Consider the following 22,409-nt stretch of genomic DNA (forward strand, 5'->3'; position numbering starts at 1 on the left):
TCTCTCCACCAAAACAGTCTTCATTAAAAAAAATCTGACCAAACCAGGAGGGAGTTCATGGCAGGGAAAAATATCATCGAAAAAATTTGGGAAAAACACATCGTACACAGGGAAAAGGGCAAGCCGGATTTATTGTATATCGATCTTCACCTTGTACATGAAGTAACGTCCCCCCAGGCATTCGAGGGGTTGCGCCTGAAAGATCGCAAGCTGCGGAGACCGGACCTGACGTACGCGACCATGGACCACAACGTTCCGACAAGAGAACGTCACATTGTCAGGGATGAGATCGCCCGACTGCAAATGGAGACGTTGAAGAAAAACTGTGCAGAATTCGGTGTCACCCTGGCAGACATCCATCATCCCGATCAAGGAATCGTCCACGTCATCGGTCCTGAACTGGGTCTGACCCAACCGGGGAAAACGATCGTGTGCGGAGACAGCCATACTTCAACCCATGGAGCGTTCGGAGCACTGGCCTTTGGGATCGGGACGAGTGAGGTGGAGCATGTACTGGCGACCCAGACATTGTGGCAATCGAAGCCCCGGACCCTTCAAGTCGAAGTCTCAGGGGAGCTCGGATTCGGTGTCACGGCTAAAGACGTGATCCTGAACATCATTTCCACCTATGGAGTCGGTTTCGGCACCGGATATGTCATCGAATTCACGGGAGACGTGATTCGCAATCTGTCCATGGAAGAAAGAATGACCGTCTGTAATATGAGCATTGAAGCAGGAGCGAAAGCCGGATTGATCAGTCCCGACGAAACGACCTTTGACTATTTAGACGGCAGGGAATACCTTCCCAAGAACAAATCGTTCCAGCAGTGCAAGGAAGAGTGGCAATCCCTGACAAGCGATCGTGACGCCACCTATGATCACAGAATCGAAGTGAAGGGTGAAGAGATCGAACCTCATGTGACATGGGGGACGAACCCGGGGATGGGTGCTGGGATTTCAAGGTCCGTCCCTCATCCGGATGAGTACGGGGACCCTTCTGAAAGGGAAGGGGTTGAACGGGCGCTTCATTATATGGGGCTTGACGCCGGAATGAGAATCGAGGACATCGAGGTTGATTACGTATTTATCGGTTCTTGTACGAATTCACGCTTGAGTGACTTGAGAGCGGCGGCTGAAGTGGTGAAAGGGCACAGTGTTAAGCAGGGCGTCACCGCATTGGTTGTTCCCGGTTCGTTTAAGGTGAAGAAAAAGGCAGAAGAAGAAGGCTTGGATACGATCTTTACAGAAGCTGGTTTTGAATGGAGGGAAGCGGGCTGCAGCATGTGTCTCGCCATGAATGACGACATCGTCCCACCCGGCAAACGCTGTGCATCGACTTCCAACCGGAATTTTGAAGGCAGGCAGGGTAATGGTTCAAGAACCCATCTTCTCAGTCCTTCCATGGCAGCAGCCGCGGCCGTCACAGGGAAATTGACCGACGTACGAAAGCTTGAAAAAATGCCGATTTCATAGGAGGTGAAAAGGGTGGCAATCAATCATGTGGAAGCGAATGTATTTCCTCTCAGGAGGGACAACGTAGATACGGATCAAATCATACCGAAACAATTCTTGAAAAGGATCGAGCGTAAAGGCTTCGGTCAGTTCTTATTTTATCATTGGCGGTTTGAAGACGATGGGAAGTCCCTGAGACATGACTTCTCATTGGATACCCCTAAATACCGGGATTCCGAGATTCTTCTCGGCGGAAAGAATTTCGGATGCGGGTCTTCACGGGAACATGCACCCTGGGCCCTTCAGGACTATGGATTTCAAGTGATCATCGCGAAGAGCTTCGCAGACATTTTTTATAACAATTGTTTAAAGAATGGGATCCTGCCGATTCAGTTGAATGATAAAACAGTCGATAGCCTTATGAAGAATGAGAGTCAAGTTGATTTATATAAAATCGAAGTGTCCCTTGAGCACCAGACCATCTGTGATTCTGAGGGGCTGCGTGTCTCCTTTGACATTGATCCTTATTGGAAAACGATGCTTCTGAAGGGTCTGGATGAAATCGATTTAACGTTGCATTACGGTAAACATATCGAAGACTACGAAAAAAAATATGAGGTGAGTGACTTGGGAATTTAATGGATAACACTGAAGTGGTAGAAGCGATGGAAAGAATCAGTCATCAGGTGCATCGAACACCGTTAAAGCAATCATCGACGCTGAATGCGTTCACTGGTGGAGAAGTCTATTTGAAAATGGAGAACCTGCAGCGGACGGGTTCCTTCAAAGTGAGGGGCGCCATGAATAAAATCATGTCATTGTCTGAAGAAGAAGCAGGGAGGGGGATCATTGCCGCGTCGGCAGGGAATCATGCCCAAGGGGTGGCGCTGGCTGCCTCCAAGCGAGGGGTCCCTTCAAAAATCTTCATGCCAAAGCGGACGCCTTCTACTAAAGTTGCGGCAACGAAACATTACGGAGCTGAAATCGTTTTGACTGGAGACACCTATCAGGAAGCCTACGGGGCAGCACTTGAGGAGAAAATCAAAAAAGGCTCGACGTATGTTCATGCATTTGATGATCATAAAGTGATGGCTGGACAAGGGACAGTCGCACTGGAAATGCTTCAACAGCTCAGTGATTTAGACATGATTCTCGTCCCCGTCGGTGGAGGGGGCTTGCTCGCAGGGATGGCACTGGCCGTGAAAGCCTTTAATCCCCGCGTACAGATTGTCGGCGTGCAAGCTTTGGGGGCGCCGGCTACGTATAATTTTTTTACAGGAAGCAATAAAGGTTCCCTTGAGCATGTTCATACCATTGCGGACGGGATCCTCGTCAAGAAGCCTGGAGAGCTCACGTTTCCGATCATCCGGAAGTATGTGGACGACATGGTCACCGTGACCGATGAAGAAATCTCCTATAGCATCATGTTCATGCTTCAACGGGAGAAAACCCTGGTCGAAGGAGCGGGAGCCGCATCCTTGGCGGCAGCCATGGGTCAAAAAGTCAAGGTACAGGGGAAGAAGGTAGGCTGCGTCATCAGCGGCGGGAACGCCGATCCGAGTAAAATCCCTGTTTATCGGGATTTATCCAAAATGGCCAGACAGCTGCATCATATTGTGTAAAGATGGGACGGCTCTTGACTGCGTGAGTAGTTGGGGGCAGTCCTCTGTTTTTACCAATTTGTTAGGGGATTTGTTTGGTTTTTCCTATAAATGGTAAAAGACGCAATTACTATGTAAAATGACGCAATTATCGAGAAAATGACGCAATAAACATAATAATGACGCAATTCCTCACTAAAATGACGCAATTATCTACAAGTTGGGATGGTGAAGTGCCGTAATAATAGATAAAAGAACCACCACACCCCTAAAAAAGATCAACAAATCACAGGCGATCCTTGAAAAATCAAATTCGGCAACTGTTTTTGCTGAAAACTAGAGTGATTCAGCAATATCACAATCAATTAGTATTGTAAGCTCTTACATTCTGAAAATACGCAAAAACCTATTGTAATAGGTAATATTTTCAACTATAATGTCCACTATACAAATACAAATGTACACCAGAAATAAACAAATGGAGGTTTTCGGCTTATGGAATCAATTTCAATCGGACTTTTAGGACTCGGAACGGTGGGAGCCGGAGTGGTGAAGATAGTAGAGAATCATCAGGATAAATTGTCTCATCAGATCGGCTGCCCGGTGACGGTGAAAAAAGCCCTCGTTCAGGATTTAGAGAAAGACAGGGGACTGGATATTGAAAACAGCATATTGACCTTAAATCCTGAGGAAGTCCTGTTTGACCCTGAAATTGATATTGTGGTCGAGGTCATGGGTGGAATCGAAGCAACGAAGGAGCATCTCCTGCATGCATTAAACGAAGGTAAGCACGTCGTCACGGCAAACAAAGATCTCATGGCCCTCCATGGACCTGAATTATTAAGAGCAGCCTCGGAAAATGGCTGTGACTTATTCTACGAAGCAAGCGTCGCAGGAGGCATCCCGATTTTAAGGAGTTTAGTAGACGGGCTTGCCTCGGACCGCATCACGAAAATGATGGGAATCGTCAACGGGACAACGAACTTCATTTTGACAAAGATGACGAAAGAGGGACGGACCTTCGATGATGTTTTAAAAGAGGCCCAGGATCTCGGCTATGCTGAATCGGATCCGACGGCAGATGTCGGTGGATTGGATGCGGCAAGGAAGATGGCGATCCTGTCCACTCTGGGGTTCTCGATGAATGTGGACCTGGCGGATGTGAAAGTGAAGGGCATCACGGAAGTAACGGGAGATGACATCCAATATGCCGATCAATTCGGTTACACGATGAAGCTCATCGGTTACGCCCACCGGGAAGGGGAAAAGGTCGAGGTAAGCGTGGAGCCGACCCTGCTCCAAAATGAACACCCCCTGGCGTCTGTACATGATGAATATAACGCCGTGTACGTGTACGGCGAAGCGGTGGGAGAAACGATGTTTTACGGTCCGGGTGCAGGGAGTCTTCCTACAGCGACTGCTGTCGTATCCGATATGGTGGGAATCATGAAGAATATGAGACTGGGTGTGAATGGGAAGAGTGCCGTGAATCCACAGTTCCCGAAGAAACTAAAAGAACCTGATGAAATTCATTCAAAATATTTCTTGCGGTTGCATGTTCGTGATGAAGTGGGCGTATTGGCCAAACTGACGTCCATCTTTTCAAATCACGGAGTCAGTTTCGAGAAAATACTCCAGAATCCCCTGGACAGTGATGAGTTTGCTGAAATCGTCCTGGTGACTCATAAGGCATCCCTGGAGCATTACGAAGACATCCTCATGGAGCTGAAGGATTATGAAGCGGTTCATTCGATCGAAAGCTCATACCGCGTAGAAGGAGGAGAAAAAGGATGAAATGGAAAGGACTACTGGAAGAGTACGGAGAACAGCTTCCATTAAATGCAGATACTCCCCTTTTAAGCTTGAACGAAGGAAACACACCATTGATCGAGTTGAAGTCGTTGTCCGAGGAGTGGGGCATCGAGCTTTATGCAAAGGTTGAGGGGGCGAACCCGACAGGCTCCTTTAAGGACCGGGGGATGGTCCTGGCCGTTGCGAAAGCGGTGGAATCAGGCAGCACGACGGTCATTTGCGCTTCGACAGGCAATACTTCTGCTTCAGCTGCAGCTTATGCGGCACGGGCGGGGATCAAATGCATCGTCGTCATTCCGGAGGGGAAAATCGCCCAAGGGAAATTGGCTCAGGCCGTTATGTACGGGGCCGAAATCATTTCAATCGAAGGAAATTTCGATGAAGCCCTCGAGATTGTCCGGGAGCTGAGTAAAACGGAATCCGTCACGCTTGTGAATTCGGTGAATCCATATCGACTGGAAGGACAGAAAACGGCGGCCTTCGAAGTCATCGAAGGATTAGGGGAAGCCCCGGATGTGCTCGCCATACCTGTCGGGAATGCAGGAAATATTTCAGCATACTGGAAAGGATTCAAGGAATATTCAGTTCGCAGCGCTTCATCGCTTCCCCGCATGTTCGGCTTTGAGGCATCGGGGGCAGCAGCCCTTGTCCACGAACGCGTGTTTCCCCAGCCCGAAACGATTGCCACTGCCATCCGCATCGGGAACCCGGCGAGTTGGACATTGGCTGTCGACGCAATGAAGGAATCCAACGGACATATTGATGAAGTGACGGATGAAGAAATCCTGGAAGCCTATCAGCTGATGGCAAGGAAAGAAGGGATCTTCGCGGAACCGGCTTCCTGCGCTTCCATCGCAGGGATCAAGAAGTCATTGGAAAAAGGGCTCCTTGAACCAGGGGCGAAGGTTGTCGCGGTATTGACGGGGAATGGATTGAAAGATCCGGTTACGGCCATGGAGTGCAGCCCGGTGACACCGGTGAAGCTGCCAAATGATCGTGAACTGGTGAAGGATTATATCAAGGGAACGATCGGGGTATGAAGGGCCGGGAATCTCGCTCCTGGAAAATCATCGTCCCGGGGAGCACAGCCAATTTAGGAGCAGGATTTGACTCACTCGGTTTGGCTTTGGATGTCTTTTTAACCGTCGAGGCACATGAAGCAGATGACTGGCAGGTGATCCCTTTGTCACCTGCCCTGGAGGTATTTCCTGAAGATGAGTCGCATTTCATCGTAGAAGTCGTCAAGGAAGTGGCAGGTGAATATGGAAGGAAGCCTGCTCCATGTCATGTATATGTATCAAGTGATATCCCATTAACCAGGGGTCTCGGATCCAGTGCCGCGGCTGTCGTGGCAGGGGTCGAACTCGCCAATGCTTTATGCGACCTCAACTTGACACAGGAAAAGAAGCTGGTTCTGGCCAATCGTTTCGAAGGTCATCCCGATAACGTCGGGGCATCGCTCTACGGAGGGTTTGTCGTCAGTTGTCAAGATGAAAGGGGTGTTAACCTGATCACAGTGCCTGACCTTCCAATCGATGTTGTATGTGTCATTCCGAAAGTGGAGCTGAAAACGTCGGATTCGAGAAATGTCCTCCCGTCATCTCTATCATTTGCAGAATCCGTTAGTGCTGGAGCGGTATCCAATGTTTTAGTGGCGGCGTTCCTGACCGGTGATTGGGAAATGGTCGGGAAGATGATGAAACGGGATCGTTATCATCAGCCTCACCGGAGAAAGCTTCTACCCCATTACGATGCCGTTGAAAAAGTGGCGGATCGCTTCGGTGCTTTCGGCGTCGCTTTAAGCGGGGCCGGCCCAACGGTTGCCTGCTTTGTGGAACGGGAAGCAAGTGAATGGCTCTTCCGCCAGCTCGAACAATCCTTCCCGACCATGGATGTCCGCAAACTATCCATCTCCGACACGGGAAGCAACATCACCATCCAACAACCAAAGGTCCGTCCCTCATCGCTTTAAAGCAGCGAGGGACGGACCTCATTTTATTATTTCTCCGTTGTGATCATAAAACAGTTGTCTTTTTCGTTGACGTGCAAGCAGTAGGAGGATGGATACGTCATGCCCATTTCTTCCCGGAGTTCCTTCGGGATGTGGACCGTTCCTTTTTCTGAGATGTAGCGTTTGTTATTGGTGGAGTCCCGCGTGGCCTGCTTAATATAGAGGCAATTGTTTTGATAGACGAGCTCTGCAAGTTTTCCCGGCAGCAGTCCAAACTTCTCCCTCCATTTATGGGGGAGAGTGATTGTACCGCTTTTACTGAAAGGTTTACTCCCATACATCATACTTAACATTCGTATCACCTGCCTTCACTATCATATTGTTCTCTTTTTACCTCCCTAAAGGAAAATAAACACCAATTTGAAAAATTAGGAAAAAGGATGGATGTTAAGTTTAGTAAAATATAATGAGTGGAAATAATCTTGTAACTGGAGGTGTGAATCATCGAACCTATACATATTTTAATCCTGCTTATGATTGGTTATAGTGTCTTTACCTTTGATAAAAAGAAGAAGAACATTCCTGTTCCGGTTGTTTTGCTTCTCATTGGAATAGGTCTCTCGTTTATTCCCGCGTTTTCTGATGTCACCCTGACGAAGGATATTATATTCCAGTGGTTTCTGCCGGCACTTTTATTTATATCCGCTTATCAATTTCCTGCAAAGGCTTTAAAGAAACATGCTGGAATCATCACTCTCCTAAGTACGATTGGTATTGTCATCACTACATTATTGATGAGTCTCCTTACGTACTACGGTTTGCACCCATGGATCCCTATGACCTATGGAGAAGCTTTACTGATTTCTGCGATCTTAACACCGACAGATCCGGTCTCAGTGGTATCGGTATTGAAAGAGTCTTCAAACAGAGACGACATAGCCGATGTAGTGGAGGGGGAATCGATGATCAATGACGGCACAAGTATTGTTCTCTTTACTGTTGTGGCCGGAATTTACTTTGGAGGGGAAACGTTTTCCGTTTCTTCTTTCATGGGAGAATTCCTGTTGGTTTCTCTGGGAGGGATCGTATTGGGTGTGACGCTTGGATGGATGGCGAGTAAAGCGATCCACTTCACGACAGATTCGCGATATCAGATCATGCTGAGTATCATCCTTGCATACGGAACCTTTTATGTGGGGGAAGAGTTGGGTGTCTCAGGCGTCCTTGCAACAGTATCCTCAGGAATCATGCTTTCCTATGAATATGGAAAAACAATAAAGGAAAATCACTTCAGGCAGGACCTGGATGGATTCTGGACCGTTATTGAACCGACCATTCTTACCTTTTTATTCTTATTGATCGGAATCCAGACGACACGGTATTTATCTTTCTCTTTAACCGGCTGGATCTTCTTCCTTTTTGTTCTCTCATTATTCGTTCGCTATGTTATTATTATTGGTGTTGTAAAAATGAAAGAAACATGGAGGATGACGTATGGATGGAAGGAAGTATCCATCTTAACCTGGTCTGGAGTTAAAGGAACAATGTCTGTTGCTTTATTATTAGGTTTAGATGATCAAGGCCCCTTTCTTCTGCACTCCTTAACTTTCGGAGTCATCATGCTTTCACTCCTGATACAAAGCGTGGGAATCTACCCCTTATCTACATTGTTCCTGGAAGGAGAGAATAAGGGGGAAGATTTTTGATAAATGGATAAGAACTGAGAAACCATAGGAGAAAGACTATTGGAATTTAGGTGAATGTCACATCATGAAACAAGCTAAAGATATTGCCTTGAAGATATCCGTCACCTATGTATTGTTAGGCGCAGTATGGATAGTGTTTTCAGATTATGTTTCCATGATTATCGCACATGAGAAGCTTAGTATGTATATTTATTTTCAGCGCTATAAGGGCTGGCTATTTACATTTGTCACAGGTATCATCATTTTTTTCCTGATCTACCGCAGGACCAATGAGCTGATTATCTCAAACGATAAACTATCGAAAAAAGAGAACCAGCTTCAGATAAGAAATCAGCATTATCATTCGTTGTTCGAGCAGAATCCCGACGCCGTCTTGGAGCTGAGCTTAGATGGACATGTCATATCTGTCAACGCAGAAGCCGAGGTATTACTTGAATTCACTCAAGAAGAGTTAAAAGAAGTGAAATTCAGTAAGTTCCTGGATGAAGAAGAAATGAAGCGGGTGACAGACTACTTTTTTGCTACGTTCAAAGGCCTCGCATCCACCTTTGAAACGAAGATCCATATCGGCGATAATAAAGGAAAGATCCTCAGGTGCTCCCTCGTTCCGATTATCATTAATCGTGAGGTGACAGGAATGTTCGCTATCGCAAGGGATATCACATCCAATCGGGAAAACGAAGAAATGGTCGTCGCATCGGAAAAGCTTTCCGTCATAGGTCAGTTAGCAGCTGCCGTTGCCCATGAAATACGCAACCCGCTCACATCTCTCAAGGGATTTATCCAACTTATGCAAACGACCAATACCATTAACCACGATCATTTGGACATTATGCTTTCTGAAGTGGATCGAATTGATTTGATCTCAGGTGAGATGCTGATCCTTGGGAAACAACAGGAAACTCACTTTCGTCCTGAAAGAATAAATGAGATCCTCCAGCAGGTCCTCGTCCTGATGGAAGCACAGGCTAATTTTGATAATGTTTCCATAACATATGAGAATCTGTCTGAAAAACCTTTGTATGTGTCGGGAGAGTCCAATCAGCTTAAACAGGTTTTCATCAATATCATAAAGAATGCCGTGGAAGCCATCCCCCCATCCAGGGATGGGAAGGTCTCGATCACATTGGAAGAGCAGGGGACAGACGCCTTGGTAATCGTGAAGGATAATGGAGTCGGCATGGAGCCTGGAAGAATCGAACATCTGGGGGAACCGTTTTACTCGACGAAAGAAAAAGGTACGGGCCTCGGTCTCGCCGTATGCAAGAAAATCATCCAGCGTCATAAAGGACATATACACTTTCAAAGTGATAAAGAAATAGGGACGGCAGTGGAAATCAGCTTACCCATTGAGGAAGAGCCTTCTGCCTTTACCAATTAAGAAAGGACGAAACGAATGAATTCAATCTCAAGCATCATCCATTCGCCAATACTACAAAAAAACTGGGAAGAAGCAGGGTTTACTGCATTCACTCCCGTACAGGAAAGAGTCGTGCCCCTTATCATGGAAGGGAAGGACGTTGTGTGTGAATCACCAACGGGGACGGGGAAAACCCTGGCTTATTTACTCCCGATCATCCAGGCCATCGATCCATCAAGAAAACAGGCACAGGCAGTCATCCTTGCACCATCAAGAGAGCTGGTCATGCAGATCCACCAGGAAATCCAGAAATGGGCTAAGGGGACGGACATTACGAGTGCTGCCTTCATCGGTGGGGCGAACGTCAAGAAACAAGTCGAGAAGCTGAAGAAAAAGCCTCATATCGTTGTCGGAACAACGGGTCGCCTGATCGAATTGATGAAAATGAAAAAACTGAAGATGCATGAAGTGAAAACCATCGTCGTCGATGAGTTTGACTTAATGATTTCATCAGAGCATATCCGGGAAGTGAAGGATATCATCAAATCAACTTTGAAAGAACGTCAGGTGCTTTTCTTCTCAGCAACTTTATCAGATGAAACGGAACAAGTAGCCGAATCTCTCTTACAGAACCATGAAATTGTCAAAATGGAAGCCAACCTTGATAATCCGAAAGTCGACCATGTCTTTGTATATAGTGAATTGCGGGATAAGATGGAAGCCCTCAGAAGTATCTCTTACTTCAAAGGGATCAAGGCACTTGTATTCTTCAATCAACTGGAGAAACTCTCTGAAATGGAAGAGAAGCTGAAATATAAAGGAGTCGAGCTCGAAGTCTTAGCAGGAGAATCGAACAAGATGGAGCGCAAGCAATCCCTGGATCGTTTCCGCTCAGGGAAGGTGTCCATGCTTCTGACAACCGATGTCGCGGCACGAGGCCTCGATATCACCGATGTCACACACGTGATCCATTTCGATTTCCCGAGCGACACAAAGCAGTACATTCACCGTTCAGGAAGAACCGGCCGCATGGGTGCAGAAGGAACCGTCATCTGCCTCGTATCCAAGCGTGAACTGAGCTTCCTTGAAAAGCTAAGCAAAGAACTCAACCTGCCATTCCAGGAAAAGAACATCCGCGGCGGCGGACTGCAACAACCGGAAACAAAATAAAAAAAGAGGTCCGTCCCCGGATATGAGGGACGGACCTCTATTTAGTTATACACTTCCGCTATTTTTCATACACAATCCTGCCGTCCATCACTGTCATCCATACCTTCGTCTCAAGGATCTCCTCAGGATCAACTTCAAATGGATTCCGGTCCAGAACGGCTAAATCAGCTTTTTTTCCGACTTCGATCGTTCCTAAATCATGCTCCCTGAAGTTTCCGTAAGCAGGGGATTTCGTGTAATGAATCAGGGCATGGGCCAATGAAATTTTCTCATGAGGATTCCATCCGCCTTGAGGAGAGCCGTCTTCGTGCTTCCGTGTGACCGCCCTGTACAGGCCCAGCATCGGATTCAAGTCCACAATCGGAAAGTCCGTTCCAAACGCAATGGCTGCGTCATGCTTCTGCAATGAACCGATCGGCCACGTATAGCGTGCCCGCTCCATCCCGAGTCTGTCCAGATACGCATGGGAATCCATGGAACCCGATGTGAGATGCTCGGGCTGGATGGATGCGATGACCCCGAGCTTCCGGAAGCGCTCGAAATCCTGTGGGTCGCATACTTCAATATGTTCGATCGTATGTCTGGAATCCCTTGCACCATTGACCTTCCTCGCATGCTCATACACATCCAGGCCCAACCGGACAGCGGCGTCCCCGCAAGCGTGCAGGCGGATCCGGAACCCTTCCCGGTCAGCATCCTCGATCCACTTTTGATACACATGGGGTTCATAAATGGTCCCGCCAATTTCCGTCGGCCGGTCTGAGTATGGCTGAAGCAAATACCCCGTATACGTCAAGGGGACCCCATCGAGGAACTGCTTCAAACCAGAAAACTGAAGCTTATCCGATTGATACTTCTCCCTAAACTGTATGCCACGCTCGAGGTCACCATCCAGCACGTCCAGGAAGTGAATGCGGGTCGTCAGCTCCCCTTTTTCTTCAAATTCCCGATAAAACCCGGGGTCTCCCAATGTATAGCCGGGAAGAGGCAGCATGTCGGCAACGGAAGTGATCCCATAGGATGCCGTCTTCTTCAGCATTCCGTTCATCAATCTGTTCTTTACTTTCCTCTCGAATGTAAAAGCCTCCGTCACATACTGTACGGCCGTCTCATATAAAAATCCGGTTGGTTCACCGTCGGAATCTTTTTCAATCTTACCAAAAGGAGGTGCGGGAGTATCCCGGTGAATCCCTAATTTGTGGAGGGCAGCTGTATTCAACCAAGCGCTATGAGCTTCTTCATTGAGCAGAACAACGGGGCGGTGGGGCAGGTACCGGTCCAATGAATGGCGGGTGGGGGTGGTCTGCTCCGGCCAGCGGACATGATGCCATCCAAATCCAAGCACCCATTCCTCCTCGGGATGGTCCCGGGCATATTCCGCCACCATTCTTGCTGTCATATCCTCTGTGGTTCCGAAAGTCAGTTGGCAAAACCCCTCAAACATCGCTCCTAAAAACCAATGAAGATGAAAGTCATGGAACCCTGCCGTCACCAGGCGGTTTCCGGCATCCTTGACGTCCGTAGAGGGTCCTATGAAACTCTCCATCTCCGCACGGGGACCGACCCCAATGATCACGTCATCCTTTACTGCAACGAATCCGTTGATGGGAGCAGCTGCATTCCCGGTGAATAGGGCAGTGCTTACCAGTATTTTATCGGCCTTCATGTCATCCCCATCCTTTTTCATCTATTACATCGATTGTAACCAGATGAAGGAAAGAACACAAACGGTGAAATGATAAAAACTTGCTTTTACAAGAAGGCATTGGAAAATCCCATGTTGAATACATAAGGAGAACAAATAGAAAAGGAGAATGAACATGTTGACACGAACCTTTCCGGCACTTGAAACAGATAGATTTCGCTTACGGCAGATGAAAGAAGGGGATGCTCCCCGTGTTTTTGACTATTTCTCAAAAGATGAAGTCACCCGATATTATGATCTGGAATCGTTCCATGAGGAAAAACAGGCACTGGAGATCATTGAGAAGTGGAACGAAAGGTTTCATCTGAATGAAGGAATCCGATGGGGGATTGCCCTGAAAGAATCCAACGAGATCATCGGCAGCTGCGGTTTTCATCAATGGGAGAAAGAACATTTTAAAGCCGAGGTGGGGTTTGAGGTACATCCATCCTATTGGAGACAAGGGGTCATCACAGAAGTATTACAGCCGATCCTGAGATACGGCTTTGAAGAAATGAATCTTAATCGGATCGAGGCCTATTACGATCCGGAAAATATGGCATCGAAGAGGAGTCTCGAAAAGGCCCGCTTTACATTTGAAGGCGTATTGCGAAAAGCGGCATTTGAAAAAGGTGTCTTTTGCGATGCGGCTGTCTGCTCTTTATTAAAAGAAGAATACTGACCACAAATTTAAGACGCTGCTTATGCCTATACCACATAAACAGCGCCTTAACTTAAGTAAACCTTATTCAATTAACTTTACTATCCTTTCTTACTAATACACATACGTAACATTCATTTAACATTAAATTAATGGTCTTGCATGGTTTATTAGTTTATTTTCGTTTGCCGCTGATTTTCCCACACGCCCACATGTTACGAAGATAGTTTTCACGGGCTATCTTCTTGCGTACCATGATGTTAGCATGCTTCGCTTACATTCTTCATTGGAATCATCTCCTGAAATAAGATTGCGCATTCCCGCATATCCACACATCTTGAAATCAGTTTTCACGGGCCGATCTCAAAAGCGAGATGTGATGCTGACATGCTTTGCTAACTCACTTCATTGGAATCACGCCTTCCTTTAAAGATTGTTTTGTAAATCATTTATTAATTATATATTAACAAATTATAAAATTAATGCAAATGTTCAGAATAATCAATATAGTGCGATTTTGGGTGGTTTTTGAATTGAAATGGGCGGTTATCTTGGTTTATCTTATTTTTTCTAGTTTTTTTATGTTTTTTTAAAAGAGCTTAGTAGCTCTGTAAGGAGAATTTATTGAGGCGGAGACCGTTCCTTTCTGCTACAGGTGCTCGCTTTCCGCGGGGCGTGAGTTGAGCCTCCTCGGGCTTTGCCCTGTGGGGTCTCAACTTTCCCGCTATTCCCGTCGGAGTCGAGCACCTTTCGCTTCAATCCACTCTGTGCTTTTTCATAATATTTTCTTTGGATCAAAGATCAAACAGTAAAAATAATTTAACAACAGTATTGAACTTTACTTCAAAATCAGACATTCTACATTGGACAAGCGCTAATTTCATTATATGAACAAAAAAGAGCGTTAATCCAATCTCCTATTAAGGTAATTCTCCTCCAGATCCATTTCCCTATTCACCAGCAGTTCCATTTGTTCTAGGTGATGGGTTTCGACGACGGGGTCGAGGTGGGACCAGTGGATTTTGTTGATGAAGTAGTAGTTTCTGATTTTCCTCAGGATGACGAGGGAGTGGGGGAAGTGGTCGAATTCTGCTTTTATGCTGTTGAAGCGGGTGTAGCCCCATTTTGTCAGTTTCATTGTTTATCACCTAATGTTCTATTACCTTTTCTTTCAATATATTAATCCTCTGGGAGCATATCTGATTTAAACAAACGTTTGTTTAGTGTTTCAAAACATTTATTCTACTAGGGTTGGGGGGATTAAACAATCGTTTAACAGTATTTACATATCGTCTCGTGCATCTGTTTCGTCCTGAGATTGTCATTGCTATTCACGGAGGGCTCTTGTTATGATGAGAAGGTTATGAATCGAAAGAAAAGCTAGGAGAATGAGCTTTGAATAAAGTAGTATCCAACTATTCCATTTATCCATATGAAGCAGATAAGAAGGAGATCCCCGTGTCTCCGCTCCATAAGGGGGAAACCACGAAGCAGCTGATATCCTCCCATGACGAGGATGCTTTTTTCTTTCGGACGATGGAGGAAGCGGGCATTCATCTGAATGCGGCTCAGATTGAAGCGGTCCGTCATGTGAAAGGACCATGCTTGACCCTTGCCGGTGCGGGAACGGGAAAAACGACGGTGCTCGTCTGCCGTGCAGGCTACTTGATGGCCGTGAAGGACATTCAGCCAAGAAATATTTTGCTTGTCACATTTACCAAAAAAGCATCGGAAGAGATGAAGCAGCGGATTTCAAGGCTTCCGGGAGCAGAACATGGTGGACAGGTACATGCCAGCACGTTTCATGCCCTGTTCCTTTACTTGCTCAGATCCCGTCATTACACACAGGAAGTGATTGGGAACGAGCGCTATAAACAAATCATTTTGAAACAGATCCAGAGAGAAATGAATATATATGATCCGTATGACGCCGAGACGCTCCTTGCCAAGCTTTCTCATTATAAGCTGAATCAGAAAGATATACGGGAGCTCCCCGAGAAGTCCAAGTCAGAAAAAGAAGTGCGAAGCATCCTCTTAAAATATGAAGAGTGGAAGCGGATGAATCATAAAATGGATTTTGATGATATTTTGACAGAGGCCTATCAATTACTATTGGGAAATCCGAATCTCCTGACTTCCCTTCAGCACCGTTTCCAGTATGTGATGGTCGATGAATTTCAGGATACGAATCTGGTTCAATATGAATTGATCAAATTGATTGCGGCTCATCGTAATCTGTTCGTGGTCGGGGATGATGATCAAACGATTTACACCTTTAACGGGGCCCGGAACGAATTCATTTTGGATTTTGATGAGGAGTTTCCGGATGCCAAAGTCGTGACCTTAAAAGAAAATTACCGTTCAGACGCTTATATCATCGGACTCGGGAATGAAGTCATCGGACGGAATGAACATCGGAGAAAAAAAGAGCTGATCGCTACAAAAGTGGAGGGACAGAAGCCTCTCTATTCAAGACCCGCTACAGCCGATGAAGAAGCCGTCTGGATCACAGAAGAGATTCAGAGATTACGAGAAGAAGGCTACGGTTATGGAGATATGACGATTCTCCACCGTACGATGAGCAGTGGGCGTGCCGTCTTTGAGCAGCTCCTGTTAAAGGAGATTCCCTTCACACCATACAATCAAAAGGATTCCCTTTTCTATGATAACTGGACCGTGAAGCCCGTGGTGGATTACATGCGATTATCGATCGTTCCAAGAAATTTCTCAGCCATGGAATCGCTGCTGCCCACCCTTTTTATCCGAAGAGACCGGGGAATGGCTCACATCCTGGAAGAAGAGCAGAAGGAGCGGAAGAAGTATCCCCTCATTCACTTAACGACTTTATCCGGGCTGAAGCCTTTCCAGGTGAAGAATGTGAAAGAACGGATGAAGTTCCTGAAGGCGATCGGTGACCAATCACCGGAAAGTGCCATCAAGCGTATCCGGAAGGAATTCTATCACCAGTACATCGACGCCCAGGAATCTCACGTGGTGACGGAGCAGAAGGAGCTCATTAAAGAAATGCTGGACGAGCTTGAAGGCTCAGCAAAGCGCTTTGATACGATTTCTAGCTTCATTACCTTCATTGATGAGATGAAAGCGAAGTATGAGGAGATCTATTCGAATCAAAGGGGAAGCAGGGACACGGACAGTGTATCCCTTATGACGATTCACCGGTCAAAGGGCCTTGAGTTCCCCGTTGTGTTTTTAATCGGGGCCATCGAAGGGAATCTTCCCCACAGTTCAGCTCTCAACGCCAATAAGCTCGAGGATAAGGTGTATAAGGACCCGAGCCAAAAAGAGAAGACTTCGGGTGCAGTGGAGGAAGAAAGGCGCCTTGCCTATGTAGCCATCACGAGGGCAAAAGAGAAATTGTTCATTTCTTCACCGGCCTATTATCAAGGCGAACAGCGTAAGTGCTCGCGCTTTATTGCTGACTTATTCAAACAGACTCCACACGCTGAGCCGAAGCCTTCTAAAAAGGCGAGAAGCGGAAAGGTGGGTAAGATTCTTGCCTTGGTGTGCACAAGCTCTGAGTGCATTGCCTGGCAGAGGCCCGATACCCATGAAGATACCAAATCCAAGGTTTGTCCCCTTTGTTCAAGCCCTATGAAACTGGGAGAAAAGGACATTATCGAATAAAAAAAGCCCCGGCGTCCTGGAAAATGAAGGACGCCGGGGCTTTTTGCGGTTTATTGAGCGTTCTATGAAATGCTTCACATACAAGCGAACATCAGTAAACCGGCCCCTTACTGTGAAAAATGGTCATCTCGTGAATCAACCTTCTTCGAATCATTCGAATCCAAGGCCTGTCTTAAAAAATAAATAAGAATTCCCATGATGATTCCAAGTATCGCGATAAAACCGATGGTGATCGTGATTCCCATCATAAACCCCACTCCTTTTTATAGCTATCGCTATATGATTGCAGCCTTCTACTATCAGTCTATGAAAAAGGAGTGGAGATATATTCGAACCGAAGGACAAAAAAGGTTCACGAATATTTTACGTCCGGTCAATCAAAACGGCACGAACCGGGGATCCGTCCCCTTCTTTAAGAGGAAGGGGAAGGGCTACAAGCTCGTATATCCCAGGAGTTACATGGGTAAGATCGATCCCTTCGAGGATTCCGATGTCATGTTCCCGCAATGAGTGATGGGCATGCAATTCCTTGCTGTCCAAAGGGTCAACAGAGGGAAGATCCACCCCGATCAGATCAATGCCCTTTTTCTTTAAAAAAGGGGCAAGTTCTTTCGTGACAGGGGGGATGTGTCCGGGGAATCGGTTTGGATCACTCCAGGCATTGGTTTTAAACAGAACTTTTTTGACATCAGTCAAGTCGAGCTCTATTAATCGTTCAGGACCGATTTCAGGCGCGCCTTCCAACGAAACCACGATGGCCGGTCCCATAAAACGTTCTGGGGCCATATCGAGGATCCGGTTCCCGTCACTGTCGAAGTGGAAGGGGGCATCCACATGGGTCCCGGTATGGGAGCTCATGGTCAGCTGACCGACATTGACGGATCCCGATTCTTCCTTCGTCCAGTTCAAGGAAAAGGAGAAAGGCGTGTCTCCCGGCCAAACAGGGGTTTCATTATGCAGGGGTCTTGAAATATCGATGATTTTCATGATTGCCTCATCCTTTCAGTGTTAAGCGACAACGTTCCGTGTATTGTCAAACTGCTTGTATTCTTCTTTTTCCATGATGTTTTTCAAAATATGAATCGTTTCCCATACATCTTCATACGACGAATAAAGAGCCACAGGTGCCAGGCGGATCACATTGGGTGCCCGGAAATCAGGTGTTACCCTGTTTGCTTTCAAGGCTTTACAGATCCTCGCTGCTTCCTCATGCTGCAGACTGATATGTCCGCCCCGGCATTCATCTTCAAGGGGGTTACAGATGGTAAATCCATAGCCGTTAAGCTCCTGCTGGAAGACATCCATCATGAATCTTGTAAGAGAAAGGGATTTCCGTCTCAGATTCTCGATCCCTGCTTCTTCAAACAGTTGAAGGGAACCGAGGAGGGGGGCGCTGCTCAAAATATGGGGTGTCCCGATTTGGAAAGCACCGGCAGAATCAGCATGAGTAAGCGTATGATCCATATCGAACTGTGCATCCTTTCGTGAACTGAACCAGCCGGAAAGACCGGGCTTTTTCCCTCTGTGGCGGTTGTGAACGAATAATCCCCCGACACCACCCGGACCGCTGTTTAAGTATTTGTAATTGCACCACACCGCAAAGTCCACACCGTCTTTGTGCAGCTGATGAGGAAGGGCTCCGATCGAATGGGCGAGGTCGAATCCGATGACAATACCCCGTTTGTGGGCTTCATCCGTCAAGCGTTTGATATCCAGCAGCTGCCCGCTTCGGTATAGAACGGACGGTAGGAGGATAAGGGCAATCTCATCGGTCATTTGATGAATGATGTCTTCCTCCCGCAGGGTAAATCCATCCCTGCTTTCCACCTGTACCAGATGCTCGTCAGGGGAATAACCCTTTAATTCTAGCTGACTTTGAACCGCGTAAATATCCGACGGGAAAGTCAGTTCATCTGCCAGGATCCTCGTTCGTTTTCCCTGAGGTTGATAGAAGGTGGCCAGTAATTGATGAAGATTCGTCGTGATGGAACCCGTCACGATGACTTCTTCCTTTTCTGCACCCACTAAAGGAGCCGTCATTTCTCCAAGCTTCTCAGAATAATAGAACCAGGGCTCCTGCCCGTCCATCCAGCCATCGATGCCATGTTCCTTCCAATCATTCAATGAGGTCAAAAGCGATTCCTCGGCTCGCTTCGATAGTAGGCCCAGGGAGTTCCCATCCATATAATAGTGATTTTCCTTTATGTAGAATTCCTTTCGGAAATGGGCGAGCGTATCCTGTCTATCCATCTCTTTGGCGTGTTCCAACGTTAATGCATGTGTCATCCTTTTCCCACCTTTCACTGTCTTACCAAAATGATAATCGAAATGATTTGAATAGTAAAATAATTGTTTTATAAGAGAGTGGGTTTTTATGCATTCTTAAATAAATTATTCAAAAATGTATAAAAAGTCAAAATAGTCTGGTATAAATGGATTAATATAATAAAATTCAGTGGAATTATTCTTAATTGAATAATCCGGAGAAGATGAAAGGGGTGACCACGGTGAGTGAGACGAAAAAAAGTTGGAATGAAAATGAAGCAATCCTGCACTCATTGCAGGACGATATTTTAGTCACGAATACAGATGGAATCATTTTGAAAGTCAGTGAGGCGACTGGTGGTATTTATAATGTGAAGTCAGAGGATATGGTAGGGAAATCCGTCTATGATCTTGAGAGAGAGGGAATCTTCACACCGATTTTGACTCCATTGGTTTTAAAGGAAAAAAGGAAAATTACCCTGGTTCAGACAAGTAAGGATGGAAAAAAGCTCCTGGTCACAGGGATCCCGGTTTTCCATGAAGATGGTGAGCTTGTGCGGGTCGTCAGCTATTCACATGACGTCACGGAATTATTGAATATGAAGAAATACTTAGAGGACATGGAAGATGAGATGGAAAGGGTGAAAAGTGAACTCGAAATCCTCAGGAGCCGTCATTATTATTCGGAAGGGATCATTGCCACAAGTGATGAGATGAAGAGGGTTCTCCAGATTGCCCTGCAGGTGGCAGAAGTGGATGTGAATGTCCTGTTGTTAGGGGAATCCGGTGTCGGCAAGTCCCATATTGCGAAATTCATCCATAATAAAAGTCAAAGAAAAGGGGGGCCTTTCATTGAAGTCAATTGCGGTGCCATACCGGAATCCTTATTTGAAGCTGAGTTCTTCGGTTATGAACCCGGCTCTTTCACCGGGGCCGATCGCAAGGGGAAGGTAGGATTGGCTGAACTTGCAGAAGGCGGTACCCTGTTTCTTGATGAAATCGGGGAACTGTCTCAACCCAATCAAGTGAAAATCTTGAAATTCATCCAAGAGAAACAATTTTACCGGGTCGGTGGCACGAAGCAAAGGAAGGTGGACTTTCGGGTCCTGGCAGCGACGAACAGGGATTTGGAGATGGCCGTGGAGAACAGGGAATTCAGGCAGGATCTATTCTTCCGCCTGAATGTCGTTCCCATAACCATCCCGCCTTTAAGGGAACGGACATCGGATATTATAACGATGATCGATTATTTTGTGGGCTATTTTTGTGAAAAATATCAGCGCCGGAAGACATTGGATGAAGGGGTGATCCATCAGCTTCTCATTCAGGAATGGAAAGGGAACGTCAGGGAGTTGATGAATCTGATCGAGAGGCTGATTGTCACATCTTCGAGGCAGCTCATTGAAATGGAAAACCTGCCCGGGCAATACATAAAGCATAGTGGGGATCTGTCAGAGTTTGACCGTGACGGACAATCATTAAAGGACGTCCTGGAAGCGGTTGAAGAGCAGGTGCTGAAGAAAGCGAGGCAGCAGTATAAAACGACGACTATAATGGCTCAAAATCTTGGGATCAGTCAGCCTTCGGTTGTCAGAAAAATGAAAAAATACAGCATTAGATGAAAGGTTGGCATGATACTTGCAAGTTCTTTGGTGAGTAGAAGGATAAATGAATCATTTCAAAGGGGTGTTTGACAATGGAGGTTGGAAAACAGAATGTCAGTCAGTTACAAACCCGGTCCGGGAGGTCAGCTAAGGAAGCAATGAAGTTTATCATTCCTTCCTTAATAGGAGTATTGCTGTTTTTGATCCCTGTGACGTACGAAGGGAACATGACCATCGGGGTCGGAATCTTTGCTTCTTATTTTCAAGGGATATTTGAAGGAGTATTGCCATTATTCATGACGATCATTTTTGGGATATCCGCTCTCATGGCCATTTATACAAAGCTTCTTCAACCTAAGTGGATCGTCACCCAGCCATTTTTAAAAGGGCTGTTCGATGTAGGTACGTTCTGGATCGCCATCCGTGTCATCGGTTCAGTCTTTGCCATCATGACCGTCAACGGGATCGGACCGGAATGGATCATATCCGACTATACAGGCGGAACGGTTCTGTATTCGTTGGTCCCTGTTTTGACCACATGGTTTTTGTTTGCAGGATTATTGATGCCTCTTCTATTAGATTTTGGACTGATGGATTTCTTCGGGACCCTGCTGCAGAAGATCATGAAGCCTTTATTCCAGCTGCCGGGACGATCTTCCATTGATGCCCTGGCTTCCTGGATGGGGAGTGGGACTGTTGGTGTCCTCATTACAACGAAACAATTTGAAGAAGGCTACTACACAAAACGGGAAGCTGCGGTCATTGCAACCAACTTCTCTGTTGCTTCCATCGCTTTCAGCCTCGTGATCGTCAGTTTCATAGGTTTGGAATCCATGTTTGTGCAATTATACGGAACCGTCGTCATTGCCGGGATCGCAGCCGCGGTGATTTGCCCGCGCATTCCGCCTCTTTCCCGTAAGAAAGATACGTATTACGAGCCGGTGGGAATGCAAATCTCTGAAACAGTACCTGAAGATGTTTCCCGTCTTCAATGGGGCTTCGAAAAAGCTGTTGAAAAAGCATCTGAAGTGAAAAGTGTCGGTGAAGTGACCAAAAAAGGACTGCAAAACGTATTTGATATCTGGTTCGGACTCATTCCACTCGTCATGGCCCTTGGAACGCTTGCTTTAGTCGTGGCAGAATACACACCGGTGTTTGATGTGCTGGCTTACCCGGTCGTCCCACTCCTTGAACTATTGCAAATCCCGCAGGCTGCGGATGCTGCCCCTGCGATGATCGTCGGGTTTGCCGATATGTTCCTGCCTGCAGTGGTCGGTAGCGGGATCGAAAGTGAGTTAACGAGATTTGTGATCGCGGCCATGTCTTTGACTCAATTAATCTACATGTCTGAAATCGGGATCCTGCTGATCAAATCCAAGATTCCCATCAGCTTCCTGGATCTCTTCATCATCTTCATCCAACGAACCATCATCACACTGCCAATCGTCGCATTACTGGCGCACTTTTTCTTTATGTAAAACCTCGACAATCTAGCATT

At 46.5% G+C, this 22,409-nt stretch carries 19 protein-coding genes; 13 read left to right on the top strand and 6 right to left on the bottom strand.

Annotated features, from left to right (window positions below; translation table 11 throughout):
- The first annotated feature begins 57 nt into the window (after window positions 1–57).
- The 6 genes from leuC (at window position 58) to thrB (ending at window position 6,837) form a co-directional block, all read left to right on the top strand.
- Window positions 58–1,473, top strand: a complete 1,416-nt coding sequence (leuC, locus tag M1J35_RS05085; RefSeq protein ID WP_254652905.1) for a 3-isopropylmalate dehydratase large subunit — start codon at window positions 58–60, stop codon at window positions 1,471–1,473.
- A gap of 12 nt (window positions 1,474–1,485) precedes the next feature.
- Window positions 1,486–2,091 (top strand): 3-isopropylmalate dehydratase small subunit, encoded by a 606-nt coding sequence (gene leuD, locus M1J35_RS05090; protein WP_254652906.1) that lies wholly within the window; start codon window positions 1,486–1,488, stop codon window positions 2,089–2,091.
- Window positions 2,091–3,074, top strand: a complete 984-nt coding sequence (gene ilvA, locus M1J35_RS05095; protein WP_254652907.1) for a threonine ammonia-lyase — start codon at window positions 2,091–2,093, stop codon at window positions 3,072–3,074. The genes leuD and ilvA overlap by 1 nt, the downstream gene beginning before the upstream one ends.
- Before the next feature lie 474 nt (window positions 3,075–3,548).
- Window positions 3,549–4,847, top strand: coding sequence for a homoserine dehydrogenase (locus tag M1J35_RS05100; protein ID WP_224521496.1), 1,299 nt, complete (start codon window positions 3,549–3,551; stop codon window positions 4,845–4,847).
- On the top strand, window positions 4,844–5,905 hold the full coding sequence (gene thrC, locus M1J35_RS05105) for a threonine synthase (protein ID WP_254652908.1): 1,062 nt from the start codon (window positions 4,844–4,846) through the stop codon (window positions 5,903–5,905). The genes M1J35_RS05100 and thrC overlap by 4 nt, the downstream gene beginning before the upstream one ends.
- A complete protein-coding gene (gene thrB, locus M1J35_RS05110; RefSeq protein WP_254652909.1) occupies window positions 5,902–6,837 on the top strand; it encodes a homoserine kinase in 936 nt (311 codons plus the stop codon). Before thrC ends, thrB begins: the two co-directional genes overlap by 4 nt.
- A 26-nt stretch (window positions 6,838–6,863) precedes the next feature.
- Here thrB and M1J35_RS05115 read toward each other — a convergent pair whose 3' ends face one another.
- On the bottom strand, window positions 6,864–7,169 hold the full coding sequence (locus M1J35_RS05115; RefSeq protein ID WP_224521493.1) for an AbrB/MazE/SpoVT family DNA-binding domain-containing protein: 306 nt from the start codon (window positions 7,167–7,169) through the stop codon (window positions 6,864–6,866).
- A 180-nt stretch (window positions 7,170–7,349) separates the two neighbouring features.
- On the opposite strand from M1J35_RS05115, the gene M1J35_RS05120 reads away from it, so the two are divergent.
- From M1J35_RS05120 to M1J35_RS05130, 3 genes are all read left to right on the top strand, one after another.
- Window positions 7,350–8,522: a cation:proton antiporter gene (locus M1J35_RS05120; protein WP_254652910.1), complete on the top strand. Its 1,173-nt coding sequence runs from the start codon at window positions 7,350–7,352 to the stop codon at window positions 8,520–8,522.
- 64 nt (window positions 8,523–8,586) lie between these two features.
- Entirely contained in the window at window positions 8,587–9,903 is a 1,317-nt protein-coding gene (locus M1J35_RS05125) for an ATP-binding protein (protein WP_254652911.1), read from the top strand.
- 15 nt (window positions 9,904–9,918) lie between these two features.
- Complete coding sequence (locus M1J35_RS05130; protein WP_254652912.1) at window positions 9,919–11,052, top strand: DEAD/DEAH box helicase; 1,134 nt, start codon at window positions 9,919–9,921, stop codon at window positions 11,050–11,052.
- A gap of 58 nt (window positions 11,053–11,110) precedes the next feature.
- Here the strand turns inward: M1J35_RS05130 and M1J35_RS05135 are convergent, their stop codons facing one another.
- A complete protein-coding gene (locus tag M1J35_RS05135; protein ID WP_254652913.1) occupies window positions 11,111–12,718 on the bottom strand; it encodes an amidohydrolase in 1,608 nt (535 codons plus the stop codon).
- Between the two features lie 154 nt (window positions 12,719–12,872).
- On the opposite strand from M1J35_RS05135, the gene M1J35_RS05140 reads away from it, so the two are divergent.
- Entirely contained in the window at window positions 12,873–13,418 is a 546-nt protein-coding gene (locus M1J35_RS05140) for a GNAT family N-acetyltransferase (protein WP_254652914.1), read from the top strand.
- Between the two features lie 883 nt (window positions 13,419–14,301).
- On the opposite strand, the gene M1J35_RS05145 is transcribed toward M1J35_RS05140, so the two are convergent.
- Complete coding sequence (locus M1J35_RS05145; protein WP_034761070.1) at window positions 14,302–14,535, bottom strand: hypothetical protein; 234 nt, start codon at window positions 14,533–14,535, stop codon at window positions 14,302–14,304.
- 257 nt (window positions 14,536–14,792) lie between these two features.
- Here M1J35_RS05145 and M1J35_RS05150 point away from each other — a divergent pair, with 257 nt between their 5' ends.
- On the top strand, window positions 14,793–17,042 hold the full coding sequence (locus M1J35_RS05150; RefSeq protein WP_254652915.1) for a UvrD-helicase domain-containing protein: 2,250 nt from the start codon (window positions 14,793–14,795) through the stop codon (window positions 17,040–17,042).
- Between the two features lie 107 nt (window positions 17,043–17,149).
- On the opposite strand, the gene M1J35_RS05155 is transcribed toward M1J35_RS05150, so the two are convergent.
- The 3 genes from M1J35_RS05155 to kynU all read right to left on the bottom strand — a co-directional run bounded on the left by M1J35_RS05155 (window position 17,150) and on the right by kynU (window position 19,328).
- Window positions 17,150–17,290, bottom strand: coding sequence for a hypothetical protein (locus M1J35_RS05155; RefSeq protein WP_167562116.1), 141 nt, complete (start codon window positions 17,288–17,290; stop codon window positions 17,150–17,152).
- 115 nt (window positions 17,291–17,405) lie between these two features.
- Window positions 17,406–18,029 carry an arylformamidase gene (kynB, locus tag M1J35_RS05160; protein WP_254652916.1) on the bottom strand — a complete coding sequence of 208 codons (624 nt, stop codon included), beginning with the start codon at window positions 18,027–18,029 and terminating at the stop codon, window positions 17,406–17,408.
- A 21-nt stretch (window positions 18,030–18,050) separates the two neighbouring features.
- Window positions 18,051–19,328, bottom strand: coding sequence for a kynureninase (gene kynU / locus M1J35_RS05165; protein ID WP_224521484.1), 1,278 nt, complete (start codon window positions 19,326–19,328; stop codon window positions 18,051–18,053).
- A 203-nt stretch (window positions 19,329–19,531) separates the two neighbouring features.
- Between kynU and M1J35_RS05170 the strand changes: the two genes are divergently transcribed.
- Together M1J35_RS05170 and M1J35_RS05175 are read left to right on the top strand one after the other, a co-directional pair.
- On the top strand, window positions 19,532–20,929 hold the full coding sequence (locus M1J35_RS05170; RefSeq protein ID WP_371928710.1) for a sigma-54 interaction domain-containing protein: 1,398 nt from the start codon (window positions 19,532–19,534) through the stop codon (window positions 20,927–20,929).
- Between the two features lie 74 nt (window positions 20,930–21,003).
- Entirely contained in the window at window positions 21,004–22,389 is a 1,386-nt protein-coding gene (locus tag M1J35_RS05175; RefSeq protein ID WP_254652918.1) for a YjiH family protein, read from the top strand.
- Window positions 22,390–22,409: the final 20 nt, after the last annotated feature.

The organism is Rossellomorea sp. KS-H15a (genome assembly GCF_024195245.1).
Taxonomy (GTDB): domain Bacteria; phylum Bacillota; class Bacilli; order Bacillales; family Bacillaceae_B; genus Rossellomorea; species Rossellomorea vietnamensis.

Bases quoted from the DNA above. Each gene is read 5' to 3' on its own strand.
- M1J35_RS05175 (WP_254652918.1), top strand. From the start codon at position 21,004: ATGGAGGTTGGAAAACAGAATGTCAGTCAGTTACAAACCCGGTCCGGG.
- M1J35_RS05100 (WP_224521496.1), top strand. From the start codon at position 3,549: ATGGAATCAATTTCAATCGGACTTTTAGGACTCGGAACGGTGGGAGCC.
- M1J35_RS05140 (WP_254652914.1), top strand. From the start codon at position 12,873: ATGTTGACACGAACCTTTCCGGCACTTGAAACAGATAGATTTCGCTTA.
- ilvA (WP_254652907.1), top strand. From the start codon at position 2,091: ATGGATAACACTGAAGTGGTAGAAGCGATGGAAAGAATCAGTCATCAG.
- M1J35_RS05130 (WP_254652912.1), top strand. From the start codon at position 9,919: ATGAATTCAATCTCAAGCATCATCCATTCGCCAATACTACAAAAAAAC.
- M1J35_RS05155 (WP_167562116.1), bottom strand. From the start codon at position 17,290: ATGATGGGAATCACGATCACCATCGGTTTTATCGCGATACTTGGAATC.
- leuC (WP_254652905.1), top strand. From the start codon at position 58: ATGGCAGGGAAAAATATCATCGAAAAAATTTGGGAAAAACACATCGTA.
- kynB (WP_254652916.1), bottom strand. From the start codon at position 18,029: ATGAAAATCATCGATATTTCAAGACCCCTGCATAATGAAACCCCTGTT.
- kynU (WP_224521484.1), bottom strand. From the start codon at position 19,328: ATGACACATGCATTAACGTTGGAACACGCCAAAGAGATGGATAGACAG.
- M1J35_RS05145 (WP_034761070.1), bottom strand. From the start codon at position 14,535: ATGAAACTGACAAAATGGGGCTACACCCGCTTCAACAGCATAAAAGCA.
- thrC (WP_254652908.1), top strand. From the start codon at position 4,844: ATGAAATGGAAAGGACTACTGGAAGAGTACGGAGAACAGCTTCCATTA.
- M1J35_RS05170 (WP_371928710.1), top strand. From the start codon at position 19,532: ATGAAAGGGGTGACCACGGTGAGTGAGACGAAAAAAAGTTGGAATGAA.
- M1J35_RS05135 (WP_254652913.1), bottom strand. From the start codon at position 12,718: ATGAAGGCCGATAAAATACTGGTAAGCACTGCCCTATTCACCGGGAAT.
- M1J35_RS05120 (WP_254652910.1), top strand. From the start codon at position 7,350: ATGATTGGTTATAGTGTCTTTACCTTTGATAAAAAGAAGAAGAACATT.
- M1J35_RS05115 (WP_224521493.1), bottom strand. From the start codon at position 7,169: ATGTTAAGTATGATGTATGGGAGTAAACCTTTCAGTAAAAGCGGTACA.
- thrB (WP_254652909.1), top strand. From the start codon at position 5,902: ATGAAGGGCCGGGAATCTCGCTCCTGGAAAATCATCGTCCCGGGGAGC.
- M1J35_RS05125 (WP_254652911.1), top strand. From the start codon at position 8,587: ATGAAACAAGCTAAAGATATTGCCTTGAAGATATCCGTCACCTATGTA.